We start from the raw sequence: 24,683 nt of genomic DNA on the forward strand, positions 1-24,683 counted from the left end.
GGAATGGATAAATACTCTTTCACACGGGTAATCGGCCCGCTAAGGTCCGTCCCAGGAGGTGATACACACACCTTCCAAGTCCGAAGGATATTATACATGATTGTCAAGGTTCAGGCCAACAGGTGCTGGCTAAATGGCTAGGATGTGCAGCCGGATGATGTGCTTGATGTTTAGAAAAGTATGAAGTTTGAAGTGTTATGTTAACTATGAATTTTAATGGGTCGAACAGTGGCTTCGGTCACTGATTTAATACAATATTAATTGTACAAGGAGGAAAGAGGATGGATATTGTCGACTTAGTGGAAAGAGCTAAAAAAGGTGATAAAGAAGCGCTAATACAGCTTATTATGCAAAAGAAAGAAGAATATTACCGATTAGCTTATGTATATACCGGAAATAAGGAAGATTCTCTCGATGCTTTGCAAGAGATGATAGTCATTCTGTTCGATAATATAAAGAAGCTAAGAGATGCTGATGCCTTTTACAGTTGGAGCAAGACGATTTTGGTTAATGAGTGCAAAAGAATCCTTAGGAAAAGGAAAAGGGAAGTACCTGTGGAGGAAAAAGGAGAAGATAGTTATATCGAAAACTATCATGGGAAAGAAATTAGCTATGATATATCTGCATGTCTGAAAAAGCTCAATAGCTATCAGCAGGAAGCAATTAAACTCAGATATTTTTTGGATATGGACTATGCCACTATAGCAAAAATGACCGGTGCTTCTGAAGGGACAGTAAAATCCAGGATTTTTAATGGCTTGGCTAAATTGAAAGGATTAATTGGAGGTGAATACTGATGAATGATTTGGAAAAATTATTAACTTATAAGAGAGAAGAACTACTTAATATCGAAGTCCCGGAAGAGATGGAAGATTGCTTGAGAAATGCCCTTAATAAAAGAAAAAAACATATACCTAAAAGTGCTATTGCAGCAGCTCTTATTGCAGTTTTACTATTTGCCTATAGTTTTGATAGTCTTGCCTATTATGGCAGAAAATTTATTGGGTATGACAATGTTACTTATGGAAGTTTAAAAGAGCTAAATGAGGAAGGAAAAGGACAGGAAATTAACAAATCATGTGTTTTTAGTAATGGGATTGAGGTAACATTAGATGGGATAATATTTGACGATAATGAATTGGTAGCGTTTTACAAAATAAAAAGTACAAAAGAAAAGTTAGATCCTTTAAAATATGATATTTCCATGCACCTATATGGAATCAATCTTATGGGATATCACGCAAAAAGCGGACAGAGGGAATTTAGGGATGATTACAATAATATATGTGTTGCTTGGTTTGAGGCACCTGCTTTTTATGAAAAATGGATGAAGCTGAATATTTCGCTGCGTATAGATGACACAGTGGAAGAGAGAACGATTAAATTTACTTTGGACAGAAATAAAGCTATGAAAAAGACAGTTGAGAAAAAGCTTGACGCTAAGGTTAAGCTAGGCGATTATGAGGTTTATTTTGACAAATTAACAGCATCTTCATTGAGTACTTATATAAAAGGAAAAGTAAAAGTTTCGGCCGATAATGCAAAGGGTGCTCTTGAAAGAGATATTATATCTGAGTATGAACGCGGTTTACAATTTATTGATTTTGATATTGTAACCGACAAGGGAGAAAAAGTTAATCTTAACAATAGAAGTACTGAAAATTCAGGAAATGAAATAAGATTTGTCAAAAGCGGAGACGCTTTACCAAAGGAATTCAATACATTGGAGATTAAGAATATAAGATTTGAGAATTATAAGATTATAGATAAATCTTTTGATGTATCGGTTGAAACAAAAAATCTCAAAGTAGATGATGAGGTTATTGTAAAGGAAATTTACTATGAAGGTGATGAGACTTGTATTGTTGTTTCCAGCAGAGATATACCTATTATGCAAGTGAATGTCGGTGATGATACAGGAATATTGAACTACGATCAATACAAAAATGATGTTGAAAATGAAAAAACTGTTGAAAGAACGTTTCGCTTTGCCGGCAAACCAAAAGAGATTAAGTTGCAATTTAAAGGTATGGTCAATTATATATATACTGATGAAACAATAAGTATTCCTGTTGATTAAGTTGATACTAAGCGATTGTATCAAATCCAAATAATAAAAATTTAACATAATTACACTCTATACTCACAACATCTGTTTTAGTGTCAAAGGGCGGAAATGTTCAGATCTTGTAATGAAGTCCTTTGACAACTAAAACGGCAGATCCCCATCCTCCAAATCCACTTCAAAATCTACTCCTTTTAAACCAAGTTTAATTGTAAAAATACTTCTATAAAAAATAGTTCTATAAAAGCACAAAATATGCTAAGCTTTTGATATAACACAAAAAGAGAAATATACTCTAGGAGGATTAACATTGAAAAATAAAGTTTTATATATTTCAGACCTTGATGGTACATTGCTTATGAGCAACAGGGAATTAAGCAATTATTCAAAAGAAACTCTAAATAAATTAATGGACAAAGGTGTGAATTTTTCCGTTGCCACGGCAAGGTCTTTGGCTACCGCTGTAAAAATTATAGAAGATCTTAACATTAAGGTTCCTGTAGTATTGATGAATGGTGTTGTAATATATGATATTGCCGAAAGAAAATATGTAAAATTAGAGACTATTCCTACCGAAGCAGTCAAAGAGATAATAGATATAACGAAAAAACATAATATTACCGGTTTTATGTATGCCATTTGCAATAATGAACAGATAACCTATTATGAAGATTTATGTACAAAATACTTAAAAAATTTTCATGACGAACGTGTATTAAAATATGGAAAGCCTTTTGAAAAAGTATCAAGCTTTCATGATAAAGCCTGCGACAACAATATTATATATTTTTCCTTTATGGATCTACATGAAAAATTATATTTGATGTTTGAAGAACTGAAAAAGAATCCCGAAATAGAAGTGGTTTTGTATAAAGATGTTTATAATGAGAACGTATGGTTTTTGGAGATACACAGCAAATATGCTTCAAAGTATAATTCAGTAAAATTTCTACGTGAGCAATTGGGTTACGATAAGGTTATCGGTTTTGGCGATAACTTGAACGATTTGCCGCTGCTTAGAGCATGTGATGAGTTTTATGCCGTAGCAAATGCCGTGGATGAACTTAAGGAAAAGGCTAATGGCGTAATTGATGACAATAATTCCGACGGTGTTGCAAAGTATATATTTAAAAGGGAATGGAACTGGTAAAGAATTAACATGTAAGTTTTAAGTCAAAAACCGGTGAGTGCCGATTGCATCGGATTATAGTTTAGTTAAAATAATTCGGATCAATTGTTTACTTTTAGCTTATGTGATAATATTATATTCTGGGGTGATTAAAATGTTAATAGTAGCCTTAAACGGCAGTCCAAATAAAAATGGAAATACAAAATTTTTACTAAACCTTGTTCTCGATAAACTTAAAGATATGGGAGCCGAAACGGCTGTAATTGAAATACCGGAAGTTTTAAAATCAGCAAAGCACAGTTTTTGTGTTGTTTGCAGCAATCCATGTTCCGGTGTATGCTATAAGGACACAGCTCTTGAAGAAGCTTATGAACTTATGAGGAAAGCTGACGGATTGATATTTGGCAGTCCATCCTATTTTGGAACAATAACGGGTCAAATGAAAGCTTTCTTTGATAAAACCAGAAAACTTAGAGGAGAAAAAGCTTTTTACAACAAAATTGCAGCTGGTGTTACTGTGGGTGCATCAAAGTATGGAGGACAAGAAACTACTCTGAAAGCTCTTCACGATATTATGCTGGTTCATGGAATGACCATTGTTGGTGACGGATATATTGAAGACGATTGCGGTCATCATGGTGTATCTGCTGAAAGGCCGGCTGAAAATGATGAGTTTGCACAGAAACGTGCTTTAATTTTGGCTAAGCGAATTTTTGATGCCTGTAAGGTTAATTCCAAATGATTATTTCAACAATTAAATCAAAAATTAGAAATTTAATTTTATGGTTTACCGGCCATAAAATTAAATTTTTTTGGGCAGTTTTTTTATGTGACTGTATATTATATAGCCGGCTGGAAAAATAAAAAAATTACTGTAACTATATTTTTTTATTTTGAAAGTGATATAATTAAAATTAATACTTACAATGTAATGTGCTTTTCAACATTATAAGAATTTAAATTGCAGGATTTAACATTTTTGCAGAATGATTGGATAAATCAAAAGATAAAGTTATTTCTGTCGGTTAAGCTCGTATTTACAAGGATTAATTTGGTTTATATATAATGAATAAGAAGGAGAAGCAAATGTCAAAGGAAAGAATAAGTATATTTGCAGGGCACTTTGGAAGCGGAAAAACTGAAGTGGCTGTGAACTTTGCATTAAATGCTGCAAGTAAATCGAAAAAGGTTGCAATTGTTGATTTGGATATAGTAAATCCATATTTCCGTACTGCAGATGCAAAGATTGAATTGGAGAAAATGGGCATTTGGGTAATTACGCCGGTATATGCCAACACCAATGTGGATGTTCCGGCTCTTCCACCGGAAATGAACTCTTTATTTGAAAAAAAAGAGTATGATGTTATTATCGACGTGGGCGGAGATGACCTTGGGGCTAAAGTACTTGCAAGATTTAAGGACGAGTTCTTAAATGAAGGATACTGCTTGTATTTTGTTGTCAATACAAAACGCCCTATGACTGATACCGAGGCTAAAATAGAGCAAATGATTTATGAAATAGAAAGCTCATGTGGACTGAAAGTTACAAAACTTATCAATAATACAAATCTATTGGACAATACCGATGTAGATGTTGTAGTTGAGGGACATAGGATTATAGAAAGAGTATCTGACAAACTCGGTATACCGATTGGATTTGTCAGTGGTTTTACTGATTTGATGGGAGGTATTGAAAAGGAAATTGACGTTGAATTGTTTCCGTTGAAAAAGTTGATAAAACTGCCTTGGAATTAATGGAGGTAATATTTATGGAAGGGATTAAGCTAAGGGAATTTCTTCACGAAGGAGCAATAATCAGAACAAAGCACTGCAACAGTTCATCATGGGTAACAAACGTTGTCTATTCAATCAATGACGATTATATTGAAATTGATATAGGTCTGGAAAGGGACTATATACAGAATATAATCATGATTGGGGACACAATAAAATGTAAATATACTTCCGACGATTATGAATTTACATTGAGAGGTTGGGTAACAAGAATAAACCTTGATATACCGCAGAGTATCACAATTAAAATACATGATATTGAAAGATTTGTGAATAAGCGTGACAGCTATAGATTTGATGTTTATCTTGCCTCCGTTATAAAATTAAAAAATAGTGATGAAAAAGGCATTTTTGCTATATTAACTAATATTAGTCATACCGGTGCGGCTTTTACTGTGAAAGAGGATTTGGAAAAAGAATTGGGTATAACTTTTTTGGAAGACAATGAACGTACCTTCATTTTTGTGATATATATATCACCTGAGAAGCAAATAACCTTTGAAGGCACATTAAAGAGAAAATGTGATAACGAAAAGGGGAAGGAATACGGTGTGAGAATCACCGATATTGATATTGAAAATGAAAAAGTCTTGGTAGAATTTCTTGAAAAACTTGCAAATAAAGATAAAGAGTTCTATAATAAACGAAGTGGTTTTTGGTCGAAAAATAGTAAGTACAAATTAGGTGGCGAAAATAAATAATTTTATTTTTGACCACTAAGTAATGGGGGATAGAAATGGCTAAAGTAACATTTCATGAAGAACGCTGCAAGGGATGTAAGTTATGTACGACTGTATGTCCGAAAAAAATTGTTATTATGCTGGAAGATAAGATAAATCAAAAAGGCTTCCATCCGGCTGGTGTATCTGATATGGACAAATGTATCGGATGTGCATTTTGTGCCACTATATGTCCTGATTGCGTAATTGAAGTTGAAAAATAAATTCATTTATATGAAACGGATAAGGTAGGGTGACGTATTTAAAATGGGTGAAAAGTTGTTAATGAAAGGTAATGAAGCAATTGCAGAAGCTGCTATTAGAGCCGGTTGTAGGCATTATTTCGGATATCCTATTACACCGCAGACCGAAATTGCGCATTACATGGCAAAGAAAATGCCTGAGGTTGGAGGTACCTTTGTGCAGGCAGAAAGTGAAATAGCAGCAATAAACATGGTTTACGGTGCGGCAAGTGCCGGAGTTAGGGTTATGACTTCTTCTTCGAGTCCCGGTATTAGTTTGAAGCAGGAAGGAATTTCCTATGCCGCAGGGGCAGAGCTGCCGGCTGTTATTGTCAATATTGTAAGATGCGGTCCGGGTCTTGGAGGTATTTTACCGGCACAATGTGATTATTTCCAGGCTGTAAAAGGCGGAGGTCACGGAGATTACAAAATGGTGGTTTTGGCGCCTTCCAGTGTCCAGGAACTGTATGAGTTAACGGTTGAAGCCTTTAATATTGCCGATAAATACAGACAATTAACTATGATTATGGGCGACGGTATACTGGGCCAAATGATGGAAGCCGTTGAATTCAGAGATGAGGAGAACATTGTTAAAGTTGACAAGCCGTGGGCTACTACAGGAACAGGTTTAAAGAGGGAACACAATACAATACAGTCCATATATATTCAGCCTGAAGTACTGGAAGAACACAATAGAAAGCTCCAAAAGAAGTACAGGCTTATTGAAGAAAATGAAGTAAGAGTTGAAACTTATAATTGTGAAGATGCGGAAATTATTGTTGCAGCGTTTGGTACAACTGCAAGAATAGTCAATAATGTTATAAAAATGGCTGAGAAGGAAGGAATAAAGGTTGGTTTGATAAGACCTATTACACTTTGGCCGTTCCCTGTAAAGGAATTTGAAAAGTATGCAGAGGTGCCTAAAGCATTTCTGTCGGTGGAATTGAATGCCGGTCAGATGGTTGAAGATGTAAAGCTTGCTGTAAACGGTAAAAGACCGGTTTATTTCTATGGTAGAATGGGTGGAATGATTCCGACTCAAAAGGAAATTTTGGATCAGATAAAGCAAATATTAAATAAATAAGTAAGAGGGGAATTAAAATGGCTACTGTTTTTAAGAGACCACATGCTTTGATTGATAAATCAATGCACTATTGCCCGGGATGTACCCACGGCATTATTCACAGGCTTATTGCAGAGGTATTGGATGAATTGGAAATAGAGGGAAAGACAGTAGGTGTGTCATCGGTAGGATGCACCTATAACAATTATGAATATTTCAATTGTGACATGGTACAAGCAGCCCATGGTAGAGCACCGGCAGTTGCTACCGGTATCAAGCGAGCTCTTCCTGATAACATTGTTTTTACTTATCAGGGTGACGGTGATTTGGCAGCTATCGGTACTGCTGAAATAGTTCATGCGGCTGCAAGAGGTGAAAAGATAACTACTATCTTTGTAAACAATGCTATTTATGGAATGACTTCGGGCCAGATGGCTCCTACAACTCTTATCGGTCAGGTTACTACAACTTCACCTTTTGGAAGAAAGCCTGAAACTCATGGTTTCCCTATAAAGGTTTGTGAGATGCTGTCTACCTTGGAAGGAGCCGTATATCTTGAAAGAGTGTCGGTGCATGATGTTAAAAACATAATGAATGCAAAAAAAGCTATTAAGAAAGCATTTCAAGTGCAGATGGCCAACCTGGGCTTTTCTATAGTTGAAGTATTGTCCTCCTGTCCGACTAACTGGGGAATGACCCCGGTAGATGCTTTAGGATGGATAAAGGATAAAATGGTACCTTTTTATCCTTTAGGTAATTTTAAAGGCAAGGATTTGGAGGTGTAATGTAATAATGAAGCATCAAGATGTTATTATAGCTGGGTTTGGCGGCCAGGGAATACTTTCAGCAGGAAGGATTCTTGCCCAGGCAGGTATGCTGGAGAACAAAAACGTATCATGGTTCCCATCCTATGGCCCAGAGATGAGAGGCGGTACTGCAAGCTGCAATGTAATTATATCGGAAGAAGCAGTAGGATCACCGATTATAAATGTTGCTACTTCACTTATAGTCATGAACGGACCTTCCCTTGACAAATTTGAAAAGATGGTTGCCAGCGGTGGAATAATTATTGCAGACAGTTCGTTGGTTGAAAGAGCACCTGAAAGAGATGATGTAAGTGTTTATAGAATACCTGCAACAAAGACTGCTTTGGATATGGGCAGCGGTACTTTTGCTACTATAATTCTGCTGGGCAAGCTAATTGCTGCCACAAATATTGTTTCTAAAGAATCGTTTATAGAGGCTTTGAAAAAGACTCTTCCGGAGAAGAAACATTACATGATTCCCGATGAAATAAAAGCTTTAGAATATGGAATGGAGTTTTAATATTTGATAAATCCAGATAATTATTAATTATTATTGAAAAAAGGTTGCAACTATATGTTACAACCTTTTTTGCAGCTTTTTGAAAATATAAACGAATATTTATGCTTTTCTACCGCTGTTAAATATTAAATAATAACTGGCCGTAAGTCGGGAATGGCCATAGTTTTTCATCTACTATTGTTTCAAGTTTGTCAGCCACAGCTCTTAATTCGGACATCTTAGCCAATACAACATCCCTGTATATTACAGCATGTTCATAAGTGTCACCGTTGAAGTTGGCTGCATCGGAAGCGGCCTTTTCAAGGTCAGCTATTCTCTTTTTTAATTGGGCTAAAAGCGTTGAAGTTTCTTCTAAAAGCTCGGATTGGGCGCTTATATCCACATTAAGGCCTGTAGCTTTTATAGATGTTATGGTGGAAGCAATATCCCCTGTAAAGCGAATGACAGCAGGTAATATTTGGCGTTTTGCCATATCAAGCATTGTAAGCGCTTCAATATTTATTGTTTTAATATATGTTTCAAGGAGTATTTCACATCGTGAGAGTAATTCTGTTTTATTCAGAACTCCATGTTTTTCAAATACTCTTATATTTTTTTCATCAGTCAATGCCATAATCGCATCGACTGTATTGTCTATATTGTGAAGACCTCTTCTTTCGGCTTCTTTAATCCATTCTTCACAGTAATTGTTTCCGTTAAATATAATTCTCTTGTGATTGGTTACAATTTCTTTAAGCAATGACTGCAGTTCTGCATTGAAATCTGTTGCTTTTTCAAGGCGATCTGCCATCTTACTTAAAACTTCGGCAACTATTGTATTTAGCACGAAGTTTGGACCTGAAATTGAGGCTGAAGACGGAACCATTCTGAATTCAAATTTGTTTCCGGTGAAGGCAAAGGGGGAAGTTCTGTTCCTGTCCGTCGCATCTTTCGGTAATGCCGGCAGTGTACTGACTCCTATTTTAAGTTCGCCATTATTTATTGATGTTCTTGCACCGCCGTTTTCTATTTGCTCGAGGATATCTGTGAGCTGGTCGCCAAGGAATATTGAGATAATAGCTGGTGGTGCCTCATTTGCACCCAGTCTTAGGTCATTACCAGCGTTGGCAGCAGAAGCTCTAAGCAGGTCGGCATATTCATCCACTGCCTTTATTACAGCACACAGGAATACTAAGAACTGTGCATTTTCATGGGGAGTATTTCCGGGATCGAGAAGGTTTTGTCCATCATTTGTGCTCATTGACCAGTTGTTGTGTTTTCCCGAACCGTTAACTCCTGCAAAAGGTTTTTCATGCAAAAGACATACGAGTCCATGTCTTAATGCAACCTTTTTTAGCGTATCCATAATTAACTGGTTATGATCGGTTGCAACATTTGTTGTTCCGAAAATTGGGGCTATTTCATGCTGAGCAGGAGCAACTTCATTATGTTTTGTTTTGGAATAAACCCCCAACCTCCACAGTTCCTGATCCAGTTCTTTCATGAAGGCTGAAATTCTCTCTTTAAGTGTACCATAATAATGATCTTCCATTTCCTGTCCTTTAGGCGGTTTTGCACCGAATAAGGTCCTTCCTGTAAAAATCAAGTCTTTGCGCTGATCGAAAAGTTCTTTGTCAATAAGAAAGTATTCCTGCTCGGCACCAACGGTTGTAATAACTCTTGTAGTAGTAGTATTTCCAAAAAGCCGTAAAATACGGAGTGCTTGTTTGTTTAGCGCTTCCATGGATCGTAAGAGAGGTGTCTTTTTATCCAATACTTCTCCTGTATAGGAACAGAAAGCGGTAGGAATGTATAATGTGGTGTCTCTTATAAAAGCTGGAGAAGTACAATCCCAAGTGGTATAACCTCTTGCCTCAAAGGTTGCCCTAAGGCCTCCCGATGGAAAGGATGAAGCGTCAGGTTCGCCTTTTATAAGTTCTTTACCTGAAAACTCCATTATAACTTTTCCATCCACTGTGGGTGAGATGAATGAATCGTGTTTTTCGGCAGTGATGCCTGTCATTGGCTGAAACCAGTGAGTGTAGTGTGTTGCACCTTTTTCTATAGCCCAATCTTTCATGGCATTTGCAACAATTTCTGCGATATGAGGAAGGAGTGGAGTACCTTCATCTATAGTTTTCTTTAAAGCCTTGTAAGTTTCTTTAGGCAGACGTTCCCGCATGGTTGCATCGTTAAAAACGCTAGAGCCGAATTCTTCTGTGAGAGAATACGGTCGTGATTCCACCTTCGACATTTTGAAATCCCCTTTCAAAAATATAAATTTCGAATAGTTTACTAAAAAATGTATAATAAATCGGTACAGTCTTATTTGTCGTTTATAGCTTTATGTTTTATATACATAATCCAGTAAAAATTATTTCAATAGTATGCACTTTATAAAGTTTATTAATTTTGTTTATCCTAAAAAGAACGAAATAAAAGAGCGTGTCATAAAATCTGAAACGCCCTTACTTGTCGAATAATGCTTATAAACTTTATAAATATCGTTATTGAAAAGTTTATAAAGTTGTTAGCGTATTTCTTATAATATAATAATGGGTTTTATAAAAAAAAGCAAGATACAATTTTATAAAATACAAAATTTTTATCAATAAATTAGGTTATAATATTTTATTGCCACAGCCAGTGCTTGCAACGAGCAATATAATGAGTTTGTCTCGTATTTACCGATTTATACATGCAGTTTATAGAGTCTTTTAGTACCAATATACTCAATTTCTTCATCGGTATAATTTTTATAGGTATGGGTATGGTCAGAACTAATTTCAAGTTCACCTTCTATTTTATGAATATGTCCGTTTTCTGTCTTTATCGGTAATCCCGTATAGCCTGTATAGTAATGGGAATGCCCATTATAAGAGGATACACCAAAAAAAGTATGAATATGAAAACTTTCAATACCTATCATATTATCCGAAATTCCATACATTCTGTGAATATGCCCGTTGGAAGTATTGCATTCAAATTTATATTTATGAATATGCGAATGCATAAAAAACCTCCTCTAATAAGTAAAGTTATGCAAGATATTTATTAATCTGCACAAAAAGGTTTTTTTTATTTATCCAATTATTGTATTATTATTTTAACATAAACAAAAAAAAGCTGCAACAGCAGCAGCTAATCCAGTTTCAGGTTTTAAGCTATTCTATGAATATGTAATAAGTTCCATTTAGCATTTTGCTTTGACCTGTCAAGGTTATACTTTCAATTTCGTATTTTTTTGTTACTACTTCTTTTGCCAATCCCAAATAGGAAGTGAAAATATCTCCGACACCAACACTATGTTTCAAATTTTTGCTAAGGGTTTTTGTAAGTTCAGGAATTTTGTCTATGTTGGAAATTGTTCCATGCTGGTTGATAAATGCTTTGATAAATTTGATTTGATTATTTTTTCTTTCAATATCGCCTATCTGAAAAAGCTCACCTTTTTCGTTATATCCCTGCCTGAAACGTACAAAACCTTCCGCTTGTTTGCCGTTAAGCCTTTGCCTTCCTTTGTCTATATGAATGAAAAGATCCTGAAACGGGTCTTCATAATGCATATCATAAGGGACATCAATTTCAACTCCGCCAAACAGATCGACAAGTTCCACAAAACCTGTAGTATTTACTCTGACATAGTCGTCTATTTCTATTCCGAATTTTTCCTTTATTACATCGGCCAGAAAGTTCATTGAATATGATTCAAATTTACCTTCGTATTTCAAATATGGCCCGATATTATGGGCAGCGTTGATTTTATAAAATCCAGGATTGTTTGCTTTTCCGTAGATTGAAAGGTAATGCCTTACTTTTTCATTGTAGTTAATATAGAGGTCTCTTGGTATCATAATCAGTTTAAGCTTCTCATTTTCCTTGTCAATACTTAAAATGCCGATGGTATCGTAAAGCCCGCTTACTTTATCAGAACCGAGAAATAAGATGTTTTTGCTATTCTTTGAAACAAGCTCCTTTGAATAAGTTTTTTCGTTTGTAAGTCCGGGGATTGAGTCGTAGTCTATTTCGCTGGGAGTGGGTAAAGCGGTTGGAGTAGGTATGTATTTATCAACATTTTTTTTGGTAATATCAATAGGGTCAATGGTAGGTTGAACTTCGGGAGTGGGCTCTATTGCAGCAGATTTATCATTTCCCAGAAGTCCTAATTTTCCAAGAACAAAAACAGATATAGCTATTATGACAAAGGAGCTTAACCATAATATAATACTTTTTTTAATTTTATTTTTGGAATTTCTTTTTTTCCTCATTTTTTTCTCCCTTTACATTCCTTAAAGCTTAAAGTATGTTAATTATATTCTAACATATGTTCTATGCATTTCGGGCAAAAAAAACAAAATTTAAGAAAAATTTAATCTTCATGCTATGATCAAAAATACATTACACTTATATTTCGACATGTTGTTTAAAGAAATATAATGGTAATTTCAGGCTGTTTTATAAAAAAAACATATTGACTTATGTGAAATGTCATTTAACTTTTATAGAAATGGAGAAATTTTTTACCTGTTAAATAATTTCTGCATTTCTTCATAACGTTCGTAGGTAAGCAGAGCATCTTGATCGGTATTTTTCAGTTTCACCACATAGGTCCAGCGACCGTAGGGGTATATTTTATGGATCATATGAAGATTTATAATATACGATTTATGACTTCTGAAAAAGATTGATTTATCCAACCGTTCTTCCAAATCACTTAAGCTGTCGGAGGTTATATACTTTTCATCAGCTGTATATATAGCTGTACTTCGGTTCTCACGCTGAATAAGGATAATTTCATCCATGTTAATGAAATTGATGCTCTCTTTGGTTTTAACAATCAGCTTGTCTAAAACTTTATTAGGTTCGCCGACTTGTTTTGCCGTGGGTTGATTGAGATAAGCTGCCAGACTTTTTATTCTTTCTAAAGTTTGATAAATTCTATCAAGCTTAAAGGGTTTTACCAAATAATCAAAGGCATACAATTCAAAGGCAGCTGGCATATACTCTTCATGGGCTGTTGCAAATATAATAATAGTTTTTGGATTTATATCCAATATTTTCTTTGCACATTCAACACCGTTTAAAAGGGGCATTTCCACATCCATAAAAATGACATCCGGTTTTAAAGACTCGGAAAAGCAGAGGGCGGCATTGCCGTCTTCTGCTTCTCCTATAATCTCAAAACCTTCAACTTTTGACAAAGCTTTTTTTAAAACCAGTCTCATACCATGATCATCGTCAGCAATCAGTACTTTGAAATTCAAGTTTACCAGCGCCCCCTTCTAAGAGCTTTGGGCTTACCTATAATTTCAGAGAAAATAAAACCTTTTAGTATATCCTCGCTGCTCATATTTGAAAAATTCAATGATTTTTTTAAGTTATTTTTATTTATTGTGATATCTTGCCCTTCTTGGTAATTAGTATTATGCATATCTTTTTTATCCTTAGATTTAATGGTGTTTTCGTTGCCTTGAATTTTAGAAGGGCTTAAGGCACCTTCCTTACCGGTGCTTTTTAAATTTTTGGTGCGTTCCAAAGTCTTATTTTGATTTTTGTTAGGTCTGTTTGGTCTAGAATTATTCTGAACCGGTCTGTTTGAATTTTGATTAGGCCTGTTTACAGGAGATCTATTTTGTATAGTTCGATTGGAAGAAGGCCGGTTTGGAGTTGCTGTATTTCCCGGAACTCCAAAAGGAAAAAGCTGATCCAGAAGGGGTTGATATAAAAGAGACTCCAGTCTTTGTTCCTTTTGAAGATTATCAGACATTTTCTTTGCATTTTCATATTTATAATTAGCCATAATTTACAACTCCTTAAGGTTTAATTTCTTTGGCTGCACCGTCCGATTTGCTGGCATTGGCAATGGAATCCCTCATTTGTGTATCGGCAATTATGTTTTGCATATTATAATAGTCCATAACTCCGATTTTACCTTCGCGTAATGCTGCTGCTATAGCTTTAGGAATTTCAGATTCAGCTTCAACAACTTTTGCTCTCATTTCCTGAACCATAGCTTTCATTTCTTGTTCCCTTGCAATAGCCATAGCTCTTCTTTCTTCAGCTTTTGCCTGTGCTATTTTCTTATCAGCCTCAGCTTGGTCTGTTTGAAGTTGGGCACCTATATTTCTGCCCACATCTATATCGGCGATATCAATGGACAGTATTTCAAAGGCTGTTCCGGCATCAAGACCTTTACTTAAAACGGTTTTTGATATAGCGTCAGGATTCTCCAAAACTTGTTTATGTTCCTCAGCTGAACCAACGGTTGTAACTACACCTTCACCGACACGGGCAATGATGGTCTGTTCTCCGGCACCGCCCACCAAACGGTCTATATTTGCTCTAACTGTAACCCTTGCTTTTGCCATAAGTTCAATACCGTCTTTAGCAATGGCGGAGATAACCGGTGTTTCGATTACTTTTGGGTTAACACTCATCTGTACGGCTTCTAAAACATCTCTACCGGCCAGATCTATGGCAGCGGCCCTTTCAAATTCCAGCGGAATATTTGCTCTTTGAGCAGCTATCAATGCATTTACAACTCTGTCAACATTACCACCCGCCAGGTAGTGAGCTTCCAGTTTGTTTATTGATACGTTGATACCAGCTTTAGTAGCCTTGATCAACGGGTTTACAATTCTTGAAGGAACTACTCTTCTAAGCCTCATACCTATAAGGGTGAAGATGCCTATACGTACATTAGCTGCAAAAGCAGATATCCATAGTCCTACAGGAATAAAGGAGAAAAAGAATGCAATGAAAAGAATTATAACACCCAGACCAATGATAAATAATAATGCATTTTCCATGTTTAATACCCCTTTCTTATTTATTATTTTTACATCAAAAAATTACATTTATTTAATTTCTCTGACTACTATTCTTCTTCCTTCCACTTTTATTATTTTTATTTTAGCGTCTTTCTGAATAAATTCGGCTTCCGAGACGACATCCAGCTTTACGCCATCAAAATCTGCAGTTCCCGAGGGTCGAAGAACAGTTAATGCTTTACCTTCTTTTCCAATGAAAAACTTTAAGTCCTCTGTTCCTTCAAATCCTTCCTCTTTGTTCAACGAATCGGTCAGCACCAGTGTTTTTGGCAGTTTACCCTTTGTTGCTGAATAGAGTACGAAGGTAAGAGCAATACCTAAAACAATCAATATAATGATTATTAGGATAATTACATCGGTTAGATTTCGTGCCACCGATACTATTCCTAATATGAGCAGAATTATTCCACTTATACCCGGGGCACCGAAACCTGGGTGAAACATTTCGATAATTATCATAATAAAACCAAGTATAAAAAATACTGCCGAAAGGAAATCAATATTGCTGAAAAGACCTACCAAATCCGGCATATAAACACCTCCTTTTTATGAAGATTAAAATATTAACGCTCTTCTTATCTGGATTTATATGTTTATTCAGATTTTTAATTTATATATTTATCAACTTACGGAATTAAGTATATACAAGAAGAAAAATAAATTGAATAGCAAATCTCTATATTATACATCTTTAAGTCCAAACTGTCATTTTTGATAAATATAAATCAAGCATCAATGTTTTTGGGAAAAGTAATTTCAAAGGTAGTGTAATCTTCGCTGGATACTTTTATTTTGCCGCTGTATCTTTCCACTGTATTTTTTACGGTAAAGAGTCCCATTCCTTCACCTTTGCTGCCCTTTGTTGTAAAGCCGGCTTCAAATATTTTATCTATAATATTTTCCGGTATTTTGGGGCCATTGTTTGTGATGGAAAAGCCGAAGACTTTTAAATTTTCAAAAATACTAATTGTCAGAAGCTTACTTCCTTCAATTTCCTCTAGAGCATAAATTGAGTTATCGATAATATTGCCTAAAATTCGACACATTTCCCAAGATGGTACATGAAAATTATCCAATCTTGATGTTACTTTCAATTCTGTTTTTATGTCCTTTTTTTCGCAGTCCAATATTTTGGCCTGAAGAAGGGCATTAATTGCCGCATTACTGGTTTTTAGAACTTTGCTGACCTTTTGTATATCATTATATACCTGCTCAATATAATCCTCAGCATCTTTGTATTCATGCATTTCTATCAAGCTGTAAACTACTTGCAAGTGATTCATGAAATCATGTCTTTGGGCTCTAAGAGTCTTATTCAGGTTTTCCAGTTGGTCCAAAGTGCTTTTAAGTACTTCATACTGTGATTCGGAGTCGGACAGCGTGACGGCATTCTTTATGGTGATAAAACTATTTATAAACAGGGTAATAAATACCATTGCGAAAAAAAATAAATAAGTTAGGGAATTAGACCCTATTTTGTTCAATTTATTATATATGGCGTTGTATATCAATGCACCTATAAGTACGGCTAAATGTATTATATTTAAAACAATTATTGAAATTATTGTTTTGTTTATATTGAGTTTTTTTTCCATATTTTTAGTTCTCCGTCATCTTTGGTTGATAAAATTCAAATATTTTGTATTTCATATTATAGTGTATTTATGCAAATATTACAAAAGTTATATATAAAATCTTTTATCATTATATACTATAAAAAAGTAAAATTAAAGCGGGGTAGGGAAGGAATAAAAAACGAAGGGGAGTAATCCTTCGTTTTTTGACACTGCGATATGAAAAGAAATGAAAATTAAACTTTAACAATCCAACCAAAGGGATCTTCAATTTTACCGCTTTGAATACCGGTAATGGTATCGTAAACTTTTGAAGATATTTCACCGATCTTGCCGTCATTTATCTGAATTATTTTACCGTTCCAATTGAGTTCCCCAATAGGAGATATAACTGCTGCTGTACCTGTTCCGAAGGCTTCTTCAAGAGTGCCTTTTTCGTGGGCTTCATATATTTCTTCTATGGAAATTCTGCGTTCGGTAACTTTAACGCCCATGGATTTAAGGAGTTCAATAGTGGAGTCTCTTGTGATTCCGGCTAAAATGGTACCTTCTAATGACGGGGTAATAACTTCTCCGTTTATTTTGAAAAATACATTCATCGTACCTACTTCTTCAACATATTTCCTTTCGATTCCGTCAAGCCAAAGAACTTGAGTATAGCCCTTTTCTTTAGCTTCCATCTGAGCTTTCAAACTTGCAGCGTAGTTGCCCGGTGTTTTGGCGTAACCGATTCCGCCTTTTACTGTTCGAACGTATTTATTCTCTACGTATATTTTTACAGGATTGATACCTTCTTTATAATAAGCTCCAACAGGGGAGAGGATTATCAAAAATTTGTATGTATTGGAAGGTCTGACTCCAAGGTAAGGATCAGTTGATATAATAAACGGGCGTATGTAGAGAGAAGTACCTTCCGATTTGGGTATCCAGTCCTGGTCAACCCTTACTATGGTTTTTATTGCTTCAACAGCGAAGTCAACGTCAATTGGAGGAATACATAATCTCTCGTTGGAGATGTTTACTCTTTCCATATTTTTTCTGGGTCTGAAAAGAAGTATATCTCCATTAACGCTTTTATATGCCTTCAGCCCTTCAAAAATTGCTTGTCCGTAGTGAAATACCATACATGAAGGATCAAGGCTTAATGGAGAATAAGGTATAATTTTTGGATCATGCCATCCTTTGCCTTCTGTATAATCCATTGTGAACATGTGGTCAGTAAAGTGAATACCAAAGCCCAGGTTGTGTTCATCAGGCTTTTGCTTTGGATTTTTTGTTTTTTCAATTGTGATTTGATAAGACATATCGATTAACCCCTTTCAAAAAATAAACGAAAAATATAGTATAGAATTTGAACTCCTTTATTGCCAAGCCGATGAGGGCTAGGAAAATCTTATATATTATTATGCTACTTTTTATTTTAAAAATCCAGACTTTTATAAAAATAGGCAAAGAAAATTTAAAATTCATATATTATTATTGGTATAAATACGCTTTAGTTGTATTGCTATGGAGTTACATTATTTGCTATTATAGATGTAATAATTTTATATAATGAAGTTTTCTGTATTTCAAAATAGAGACACTTGGTACAGAAATGTTATGTCTTGAAAAATTGGGAGGAATTTATGATAGAAATATTTTATCCAAAGCATAAAGTTGACAAGGTTCAGGATATTGAGCTTAGCATGCTTAAAAATAAAGGAATAAAAGGGCTTATTCTGGACATTGATAATACTCTTGTACCGGAACATGTAGCAGAACCTGACGAAAATGTGATAAAATGGATTGAGAGGGTTAATGAAGCAGGATTTAAAGTATGTATTGTTTCTAATGCTTCCCAAAAAAGAGTAATAAAATTTAATGAAAAGTTAAAGGTTCATGCTATCCACAAAGCTTCAAAGCCCAGCAAAAAAGCTTTTTTAAAGGCAGCAGAGCTTATGGGTATAGAAGCAGAAGAAACAGCAGTTATTGGTGATCAAATTTTTACCGATATATTTGGTGGCAACAGATTAAATATGTTTACAATTCTTGTTACTCCAATTGATAAGAAAGAAGTTTTTTATGTCAAAATCAAAAGGATTGCAGAAAAGTACGTACTTTCAAAGTACGAGAAATATTTAATGGAACAGAAAAATAAAATTTAAGTTTTTGCTTAACTTCATTATATTTATATTATTATGCTTAACAAAAGGAGGTATTATGGTTATTGATTATAGTGTTACCGGAAAAACCAAACTGTTAGGATTAATCGGAAATCCCGTAGAACATTCTATTTCACCGCAGCTTCACAATTCGCTAAGTAAAATTTTAGGGTTGGATTTAATATATGTACCGTTAAGAGTGGACAAAGAAGATCTTGAGACTTTGGTTAAGGCTCTTAAAGCTACCGAATTTGTGGGTTTCAATGTGACTGTACCGTATAAACGGGAAATTATGAAATTTCTTGATGGCAATACAAAGGAAGCTATATTGATGGGTTCTGTGAATACGGTAAAAAAAATTGACGGACGATTATATGGCTATAATACTGACGGTGAAGGGTTCTTGAGAGCTTTTAAGGAAGCTGCGGGGACAGATTTTAAAGGTAAAAAGGTTGTAATGCTAGGTGCCGGAGGTGCTGCCAGACCCATTGCAGTAAAAATTGCACTGGAGGGGGCAGAAAAAATCAGCCTGGTCAACCGGACAACTCAAAAATCGGTGGAATTGGCCGAAGTTGTTAACGAAAATATCGCCGAAATTGTCCAAGTATATAATTTTGAGGATAAGACCCTAAAATTGGCCTTTGAGGAAAGTGACATAATAATTAATACAACATCGGTGGGAATGAGTCCGGATATTGACAATTCGCTTATAAGCGATACCAGTTATTTTAATGGACAGATTGTGTACGATATCATTTACAACCCCGTTAAAACAAAGTTTTTAGCTGATGCGGAAAGTAGAGGATGTAAGATAATTAACGGTTTGGGAATGCTTTTTTATCAAGGAATAAATGCCTATGAAATTTGGACAGGCGTCAAAATTTCAGAAGAAATATTAAGAGATTTATACAATTCTTTTATAACAATTCTAAATAATTAACATTTCATTGGAAATGTTGTTTAATAGATAAAGGTCAAAAAGATTATTGATTTTAATCTTTTTTTTTTGCTTTTTTTAGATTCCTTTTCTATTTTCCATATTATAAGTAATTAAAACATTAAATTATAATTCTAAGTACATATTGTAAATGAATGAATATAAAGTAAAAATTGATAGATGTCGATAATATATAATGCGGTAAAAATTTCATTTCCTTAAGGTGATGAAATTTATATTATTTTTTATGTTTTTTAGAAGCATAAATACTTTTATACAATTAAATACGAGGAGGAAGTTGTATGTTTATCGGAAAGAACAGTCTGAGAAAAAATCAAAAAGGATTTTCTGTTGTGGAATTTATGGTTATATCGGTAATTTTTAGTATTTTAGCTGCTGCTGCAGCACCTTCCATTATTAATTATTTCGAAGAAGAAAAAGTAAATACCGACAATTTTAACGCTAAAGAAATTGAAAATATAATACTGAGAAATATTGAAAAGGGATTTATTTCATTGGATAATGGACCGGAGTCCATTTTGGAATTAGTTGAAAAAGAACTTGGATCTATACCTAAACCGCAACAGAATGGATTTGGTTTTTATTATTATGAGAAGACAGGAAATGTTAGAGCATTAGAAACAGGGATGACCAGAGAAGGCTGGATAAGGCTCGATTGACAATCCTCGCTTCTATAATTTATTTACATATTAAATCTTTTACATAAAAGCATTTATCCTATATAATATATAAATAAAATATTATATACAAAAGAGGAAAAGAAAATGGAAATAGTTTTGACTGTTTATTTTGCTGTTATCGGATTGATTATAGGTTCTTTTTTAAACGTGTGTATTTACCGTATACCAAAAGGGGAGAATATTGCATATCCTCCATCCCATTGCGGCAGCTGCGGTCATAGACTTCATGCCTTTGACCTTGTTCCTGTTTTTAGTTGGTTGTTTTTGAAGGGAAAGTGCAGGTACTGTGGAAGCAAAATATCACCCAGGTACGCAATGGTTGAGTTGATGACAGGAATTGTTTTTGCAATATTATTTAAGGCTTTTGGGATTTCTTTGGATTTTTTTGCTTCTGCTTTTCTGATGTCTATTTTGATACCGGTATTTTTTATTGATCTGGACCACAGGATAATACCAGATGAAATAGTTGTAACAGGACTTGTGGCCGGTATAGTTATTATAGTCTGCAATGTTTTTTTTCCGTTGGATATTTACAGAGGAGGACAATGGTGGGAACCCATACTTGGAATGATAGCAGGTTCAGGTACACTATTGGCTATCGGATTGATAGCGGCAAAGATTTACAAAACCGATGAGGTAATGGGTGGAGGAGATATAAAAATATTTGCGCCGATAGGAATTTTTCTCGGATGGAAGATGACTTTTTTGGCACTTTTTATATCTATAATTGTTGCTGGCGTAACAAGCTTTATTCTCATTATTTTAAAAATAAAAGACCGAAGAAGTACTATTCCTTTTGGTCCGTTTATAGTTGTAGGTACATTTATAACATATCTGTTCGGTTGGGATATTTTAGGTATGTATATTGACACATTGCTTTCAAGAATGTAGTTGAAGAGGTTTGGTAAAAAATATTTAATTTAAATTACCGTTATTTCGATATTAAGTATTAGGAATTGTATATTGTTGTATTGTCGGGAGGGAAAAATATGGCGCAAATAAAAAACTATATGGAGGAAATAGTATTTTCTTCAATTAGAGAAGTATTGGACGATATAAATGTTTGTTCCTGCGACAAGTGTATTTTGGATATTGCTGCTATAGCTTTAAATGAATTGCCTCCTAAATATATTGTGACAGAAAAGGGGGAACTGTATTCCAAAGTTGATTCGTTAAGGCAGCAGTTTGAAGTTGACGTCATTTCAGCCATAGCAAAGGCAGCTGTACTTGTTAAACGTAATCCAAGACATGATCAGGTATGACCTTTTGAAATGTAAAATTACAAAAATATAAATATTGTGTTTTAAAAATATATAAGTTTAGATATAATAAGCTTATATATTTTTTATTGTCTTTTTTGAGGAAATACAGAGGTAAATGTGAAAAAGACAAGGTATTTTTCGTTATTATTTCAAAAGGTGGATGTAAATGATAAGATTTGGACCATCAGGGAACTCAGAAAGTTTTTACAATCAGGGTTACAAATCATCGGTTCAGATGCCTGCATGGCTCAAAAGTATGGGACTTAACGCTTATGAGTATCAATGCAGCAAAGGGGTAAATGTAGGTGAAGCTACTGCCAGAAGTATAGGTGAAGAGGCAGCGAAAAACGATATATACCTAAGTATTCATGCGCCTTACTATATAAATTTGGCAAGTGAGCAGGAAGAGAAAAGGATTAATTCCAAACAGTATATTATACAAACTTTAACTTGTGCAAAATGGATGGGTGCAAAAAGAGTGGTTGTACATACCGGTTCTTACAGAAAAGTGGACAAAAAGTGGGCACTCGATATGGCAAAAAAAGTTATGAAAGAAGTATTGGAAGAGGCAAGGGAAAAAGGCCTTGATGATATAATCATATGCCCTGAAGTGTTAGGGAAGCAGAATCAACTGGGATCTTTAGAGGAAATAATCGAAATATGCAAAATTGATGAAAGACTATTACCTACAGTGGATTTTGGCCATATTCATGCCAGGAACTTAGGTTCGTTGAATTCAACGGAGGATTTTCAGGCTATATTTGAAAAGATTGAGAAGGAATTGGGGTATTTCAGATTAAAATACTTGCACTGTCATTTTAGCAGAATTGAGTTTACGAAAGGCGGGGAGAAAAAGCACTGGACATTGGACGATTTGCAGTTCGGGCCTGAGTTCGAGCATTTAGCAAAGGCTTTACATATTAAACGAATGGAACCGGTTATAATATGTGAGTCGAATGCTAATATGGCAGAGGATGCTCTTAAAATGAAAGAAATATATGAATCTTTAGCGGAGGGGGATAAAGGTTGAAAAAAATATTAATAATCAACGGTCCGAATTTAAATCTTTTAGGGACAAGAGAAAAAGAAGTATACGGAACCGAAACTTTGGATGATATAGCTAAAAAGGTAGCTGAAGAAGCGGCAAAACTTAATGTGAATATAGAATTTTTCCAATCCAACCACGAGGGAGATATTATCGATAAGATTCATGCCGCAAGGGGAAATACTGACGCTATAATTATAAATCCCGGCGCTTATACCCATTACAGCATAGCTATAAGAGATGCCATAAAGGCTGTTGAGATACCCACAATTGAGATTCATCTGTCAAATATACATGCAAGAGAGGAGTTTAGAAGTCACTCTGTCATTGCACCGGTTTGTGTAGGGCAAATATGCGGTTTTGGAAGTAACAGCTATATTTTAGGATTGAATGCAGCAGCGCTGTTATAGTATATTTTTCTTGTTTATTCAACATTAAGAGTTGTAATTAATTTAAGTTAAGGTGGTAAATATGGTAAGTAAAAAACAAATAGAGAGAAGAATTAGGGAACTTCGCAGTATACTTTCTCAAAAGGGCATAGATGCCGCTTTAATTACCAAAAGAGAAAACTACATCTATATGTCCAACTTTACAGGAACTTTTGCCAATTTACTTATTACACATGATAAGGCCATACTTGTTACTGACTTCAGATATACCGAACAGGCAAAGGAGCAGGCTCAATTATATGAAGTTGTTCAATACCAGGGTAATTTGAATGTCACTCTGAACGATTTGCTGACAGCAAATAACGTTAAAATTCTTGGGTTTGAGGATGGATATATAACTTATAAAGCTTATGATGATCTTTCCAAAAACCTTAGCATAGATAAACTTGTACCTTTGGAAAGAACCATTGAGCTACTGAGACTTATCAAGGATTCTGAAGAAATTGAATTGATTAAAGAAGCAGTAAGAGTGGCAGATGAAGCTTTTTCCCATGTGTTGAAATTTATAAGACCCGGTGTAACGGAAACGGAAATTGCTGCAGAGATTGAGTACTATCTGAAGAAACACGGTGCAAGAGGCCCATCCTTTGATACTATTGTTGCATCGGGATGGCGGTCAAGTCTTCCCCATGGAGTGGCGTCAAACAGGGTTATTGAGCATGGGGACGCAGTTACTATGGATTTTGGAGCAATTTGTAATGAGTATTGTTCCGATATGACAAGAACAGTTTTTGTGGGACAGCCGAAGGAAGAACTAAAGAAAATATACGGCATTGTTTTGGAAGCTCAGAAGGCCGGAGTCAATGGTGCTGTAAGCGGTCTTACCGGGAGAGAAATTGATAAGATTGCAAGAGATATAATATCTGATGCAGGATATGGGGAAAATTTCGGTCATAGTCTTGGACATGGAGTGGGGATTGAAATTCATGAGGATCCAAGACTATCTCAGCAAGGCACCATAAAAATGAGAAACGGTATGGTGGTGACAGTAGAACCTGGAATATATGTAAGCGGTTTGGGAGGAGTAAGAATTGAAGACATGATAGTAATTAATGATGATAAACCCATGGTATTGACAAGTTCCCCAAAGGATATGATAATATTGTAGTTCATAAATTTTTATGAGAACTGAAGATTTATGAAATATAGGTAAAAAAAGCTTTTTATATGCAGTGGGTTAGCATTATTTTTCTCAGAAAGAAACTTTTTCTTGAAATTGGCTTGATTTTATTTTAATATAAACTAGGGATTTAATATATATTTAATGAGGTCTTTCAAAAAAGCTCTTCCATTGCCATTTCTGTTAGGAAGATTGGCATAGCAGAGAATATAAGTGGAATGGTTTATTTTGATTGCGACCTGATGAAAATATATATTAAAGTATTGAATTATCGGTCTCTTGGTAATGGAATTTGAGAGACAAA

27 protein-coding genes are annotated in these 24,683 nt (G+C 34.9%); 18 read left to right on the forward strand and 9 right to left on the reverse strand.

Annotation, left to right across the window (positions count from 1 at the left end; translation table 11 throughout):
• The first annotated feature begins 281 nt into the window (after window positions 1-281).
• From CLOCL_RS06555 to CLOCL_RS06600, 10 genes are all read left to right on the forward strand, one after another.
• Window positions 282-797: an RNA polymerase sigma factor gene (locus CLOCL_RS06555; RefSeq protein ID WP_014254601.1), complete on the forward strand. Its 516-nt coding sequence runs from the start codon at window positions 282-284 to the stop codon at window positions 795-797.
• Window positions 797-2,080: a DUF4179 domain-containing protein gene (locus CLOCL_RS06560; protein WP_014254602.1), complete on the forward strand. Its 1,284-nt coding sequence runs from the start codon at window positions 797-799 to the stop codon at window positions 2,078-2,080. Before CLOCL_RS06555 ends, CLOCL_RS06560 begins: the two co-directional genes overlap by 1 nt.
• Window positions 2,081-2,375: 295 nt before the next feature.
• Window positions 2,376-3,215, forward strand: coding sequence for a Cof-type HAD-IIB family hydrolase (locus CLOCL_RS06565; protein WP_014254603.1), 840 nt, complete (start codon window positions 2,376-2,378; stop codon window positions 3,213-3,215).
• Between the two features lie 133 nt (window positions 3,216-3,348).
• Window positions 3,349-3,936, forward strand: coding sequence for a flavodoxin family protein (locus CLOCL_RS06570; protein WP_014254604.1), 588 nt, complete (start codon window positions 3,349-3,351; stop codon window positions 3,934-3,936).
• A gap of 344 nt (window positions 3,937-4,280) precedes the next feature.
• On the forward strand, window positions 4,281-4,949 hold the full coding sequence (locus CLOCL_RS06575) for a nucleotide-binding protein (protein WP_014254605.1): 669 nt from the start codon (window positions 4,281-4,283) through the stop codon (window positions 4,947-4,949).
• Between the two features lie 14 nt (window positions 4,950-4,963).
• Window positions 4,964-5,689 (forward strand): PilZ domain-containing protein, encoded by a 726-nt coding sequence (locus tag CLOCL_RS06580; RefSeq protein ID WP_014254606.1) that lies wholly within the window; start codon window positions 4,964-4,966, stop codon window positions 5,687-5,689.
• 35 nt (window positions 5,690-5,724) lie between these two features.
• Window positions 5,725-5,931 (forward strand): 4Fe-4S dicluster domain-containing protein, encoded by a 207-nt coding sequence (locus CLOCL_RS06585; RefSeq protein WP_014254607.1) that lies wholly within the window; start codon window positions 5,725-5,727, stop codon window positions 5,929-5,931.
• Between the two features lie 43 nt (window positions 5,932-5,974).
• Entirely contained in the window at window positions 5,975-7,033 is a 1,059-nt protein-coding gene (locus CLOCL_RS06590) for a 3-methyl-2-oxobutanoate dehydrogenase subunit VorB (protein WP_014254608.1), read from the forward strand.
• A 17-nt stretch (window positions 7,034-7,050) separates the two neighbouring features.
• Entirely contained in the window at window positions 7,051-7,797 is a 747-nt protein-coding gene (locus CLOCL_RS06595; RefSeq protein ID WP_014254609.1) for a thiamine pyrophosphate-dependent enzyme, read from the forward strand.
• 7 nt (window positions 7,798-7,804) lie between these two features.
• Window positions 7,805-8,338, forward strand: a complete 534-nt coding sequence (locus CLOCL_RS06600; RefSeq protein WP_014254610.1) for a 2-oxoacid:acceptor oxidoreductase family protein — start codon at window positions 7,805-7,807, stop codon at window positions 8,336-8,338.
• Window positions 8,339-8,456: 118 nt separating this feature from the next.
• Here the strand turns inward: CLOCL_RS06600 and CLOCL_RS06605 are convergent, their stop codons facing one another.
• From CLOCL_RS06605 to CLOCL_RS06645, 9 genes are all read right to left on the reverse strand, one after another.
• A complete protein-coding gene (locus CLOCL_RS06605; protein WP_014254611.1) occupies window positions 8,457-10,571 on the reverse strand; it encodes a glutamine synthetase III family protein in 2,115 nt (704 codons plus the stop codon).
• A gap of 438 nt (window positions 10,572-11,009) precedes the next feature.
• Window positions 11,010-11,330, reverse strand: coding sequence for a YmaF family protein (locus CLOCL_RS06610; RefSeq protein WP_014254612.1), 321 nt, complete (start codon window positions 11,328-11,330; stop codon window positions 11,010-11,012).
• A 151-nt stretch (window positions 11,331-11,481) separates the two neighbouring features.
• Window positions 11,482-12,585, reverse strand: coding sequence for an LCP family protein (locus tag CLOCL_RS06615; protein ID WP_014254613.1), 1,104 nt, complete (start codon window positions 12,583-12,585; stop codon window positions 11,482-11,484).
• 252 nt (window positions 12,586-12,837) lie between these two features.
• On the reverse strand, window positions 12,838-13,581 hold the full coding sequence (locus CLOCL_RS06620; protein WP_014254614.1) for a LytR/AlgR family response regulator transcription factor: 744 nt from the start codon (window positions 13,579-13,581) through the stop codon (window positions 12,838-12,840).
• Window positions 13,582-13,583: 2 nt separating this feature from the next.
• Window positions 13,584-14,117: a hypothetical protein gene (locus CLOCL_RS06625; RefSeq protein WP_014254615.1), complete on the reverse strand. Its 534-nt coding sequence runs from the start codon at window positions 14,115-14,117 to the stop codon at window positions 13,584-13,586.
• A 13-nt stretch (window positions 14,118-14,130) separates the two neighbouring features.
• On the reverse strand, window positions 14,131-15,126 hold the full coding sequence (gene floA / locus CLOCL_RS06630) for a flotillin-like protein FloA (protein WP_014254616.1): 996 nt from the start codon (window positions 15,124-15,126) through the stop codon (window positions 14,131-14,133).
• Between the two features lie 48 nt (window positions 15,127-15,174).
• Window positions 15,175-15,678 (reverse strand): NfeD family protein, encoded by a 504-nt coding sequence (locus CLOCL_RS06635; RefSeq protein ID WP_014254617.1) that lies wholly within the window; start codon window positions 15,676-15,678, stop codon window positions 15,175-15,177.
• 194 nt (window positions 15,679-15,872) lie between these two features.
• The gene (locus tag CLOCL_RS06640; protein ID WP_014254618.1) at window positions 15,873-16,742 is read right to left on the reverse strand and encodes a sensor histidine kinase; all 870 of its coding nucleotides are present in this window, start codon (window positions 16,740-16,742) and stop codon (window positions 15,873-15,875) included.
• Window positions 16,743-16,957: 215 nt separating this feature from the next.
• Window positions 16,958-18,025 (reverse strand): branched-chain amino acid aminotransferase, encoded by a 1,068-nt coding sequence (locus CLOCL_RS06645; RefSeq protein ID WP_014254619.1) that lies wholly within the window; start codon window positions 18,023-18,025, stop codon window positions 16,958-16,960.
• Window positions 18,026-18,349: 324 nt separating this feature from the next.
• Here CLOCL_RS06645 and CLOCL_RS06650 point away from each other — a divergent pair, with 324 nt between their 5' ends.
• The 8 genes from CLOCL_RS06650 to CLOCL_RS06685 all read left to right on the forward strand — a co-directional run bounded on the left by CLOCL_RS06650 (window position 18,350) and on the right by CLOCL_RS06685 (window position 24,367).
• Window positions 18,350-18,868: a YqeG family HAD IIIA-type phosphatase gene (locus CLOCL_RS06650; RefSeq protein ID WP_014254620.1), complete on the forward strand. Its 519-nt coding sequence runs from the start codon at window positions 18,350-18,352 to the stop codon at window positions 18,866-18,868.
• Between the two features lie 55 nt (window positions 18,869-18,923).
• On the forward strand, window positions 18,924-19,805 hold the full coding sequence (gene aroE / locus CLOCL_RS06655; protein ID WP_014254621.1) for a shikimate dehydrogenase: 882 nt from the start codon (window positions 18,924-18,926) through the stop codon (window positions 19,803-19,805).
• A 299-nt stretch (window positions 19,806-20,104) separates the two neighbouring features.
• A complete protein-coding gene (locus CLOCL_RS06660; protein ID WP_014254622.1) occupies window positions 20,105-20,482 on the forward strand; it encodes a type II secretion system protein in 378 nt (125 codons plus the stop codon).
• A gap of 105 nt (window positions 20,483-20,587) precedes the next feature.
• On the forward strand, window positions 20,588-21,394 hold the full coding sequence (locus CLOCL_RS06665; RefSeq protein ID WP_014254623.1) for a prepilin peptidase: 807 nt from the start codon (window positions 20,588-20,590) through the stop codon (window positions 21,392-21,394).
• A gap of 98 nt (window positions 21,395-21,492) precedes the next feature.
• Window positions 21,493-21,765 (forward strand): late competence development ComFB family protein, encoded by a 273-nt coding sequence (locus CLOCL_RS06670; RefSeq protein ID WP_014254624.1) that lies wholly within the window; start codon window positions 21,493-21,495, stop codon window positions 21,763-21,765.
• A gap of 166 nt (window positions 21,766-21,931) precedes the next feature.
• Complete coding sequence (locus CLOCL_RS06675; protein WP_014254625.1) at window positions 21,932-22,795, forward strand: TIM barrel protein; 864 nt, start codon at window positions 21,932-21,934, stop codon at window positions 22,793-22,795.
• Entirely contained in the window at window positions 22,792-23,220 is a 429-nt protein-coding gene (gene aroQ, locus CLOCL_RS06680; RefSeq protein WP_014254626.1) for a type II 3-dehydroquinate dehydratase, read from the forward strand. Before CLOCL_RS06675 ends, aroQ begins: the two co-directional genes overlap by 4 nt.
• 61 nt (window positions 23,221-23,281) lie before the next feature.
• Window positions 23,282-24,367: an aminopeptidase P family protein gene (locus tag CLOCL_RS06685; protein WP_014254627.1), complete on the forward strand. Its 1,086-nt coding sequence runs from the start codon at window positions 23,282-23,284 to the stop codon at window positions 24,365-24,367.
• The last annotated feature ends 316 nt before the right edge of the window (window positions 24,368-24,683 follow it).

Origin of the sequence: Acetivibrio clariflavus DSM 19732 (genome assembly GCF_000237085.1) — a bacterium.
Taxonomy (GTDB): Bacteria; Bacillota; Clostridia; order Acetivibrionales; family Acetivibrionaceae; genus Acetivibrio; species Acetivibrio clariflavus.